Origin of the sequence: Flavobacterium zhairuonense (assembly GCF_004352915.1) — a bacterium.
In the GTDB taxonomy this organism is placed as follows: Bacteria; Bacteroidota; Bacteroidia; order Flavobacteriales; family Flavobacteriaceae; genus Flavobacterium; species Flavobacterium zhairuonense.
The window spans coordinates 1-1,232 of record NZ_SJSY01000040.1; the positions used below are offsets into that span (position 1 = coordinate 1).

The following is a 1,232-nucleotide window of genomic DNA, read 5'->3' on the forward strand; positions in this document are numbered from 1 at the left end:
GCTTCAGGATTAGCGGCAGGAAATTATACTTGTACTATTACAGATGCCAACGGATGTACCCTTGTAAAAAATTTCACAGTTAATACTCCTGCAGTACTATCTTCTACAATTACAAAAACTGATGTTTCATGTAATGGAGGAACAAATGGATCTGCAACGGTAAATGTAACTGGCGGAACTGGTGCTTATACTTATTCATGGGCTCCTACTGGAGGAACTTCGGCAACAGCTTCAGGTCTTGCTGCCGGAACTTATACAGTAACTATTACAGATGCTAATACCTGTATCCAAACACAAAGTGTTACTATAAATCAACCTTCTGTTCTTACAGCGACAACATCACAAACAAATGTGCTTTGCAATGGTGGTTCAACAGGTACTGCTACAGTAACTGCAAGTGGAGGAACTGCCCCTTATACATACCAGTGGTCTCCGTCTGGAGGAACTGGAGCTACAGCTACAGGATTAGCAATAGGCAATTATAGCTGTCTGATTACAGATGCCAATGGATGCAGCGTAACAAAAAACTTCATCATTACACAGCCATCAGCCTTGACAGCAACAACAAGCCAAATTGACGCAACTTGCTCTGCAGGCGGTCAGGCAAGCGTAAATGTAAGTGGTGGCACTTCACCATATAACTACTTATGGTCGCCTTCTGGCGCAACAACTGCAACAGTAACTGGATTAAGTGCAGGAAACCATTCTGTTTTAGTTACGGACAACAACGGATGTGCTATAACAAAAAACTTTATTATTGGCACTACAAATACGTTAGTTGCCGCTACTTCGCAAACTGACGTATTATGCAATGGTTCAGCAACAGGATCTGCTTCTGTAGTTCCAAGTGGTGCTCCAGGACCTTTTACTTATGTCTGGTCGCCATCCGGAGGGACTGCTGATACTGCATCCAACCTTCCTGCAGGCAATTATTCTGTTACGATTACCTCTTCTAATGGCTGTTCTATCGTAAAAAACTTTACAATCAGCCAGCCAACAGCACTTGTGGTAACAGCAAATCCACAGACAAATGTTTCCTGCAATGGCGGAGCAAATGGATCTGCGAGTGTTGCAGCAACTGGCGGAACTGGTGCTTATACTTATTCATGGGCTCCTTCTGGTGGAACTGCAGCTACAGCTTCTGGCCTTTCTGCAGGGACTTATACGGTAACCGTAACTGATGCCAACTTATGTACAAAAACGCAAAGTTTTACAATCACAGAACCTGCTGC

1 pseudogene is annotated in these 1,232 nt (G+C 43.6%); it reads left to right on the forward strand.

Annotation, left to right across the window (positions count from 1 at the left end):
• Positions 1-1,232 (forward strand): annotated as a pseudogene (locus EYY60_RS00090) (SprB repeat-containing protein); the annotation flags it as partial.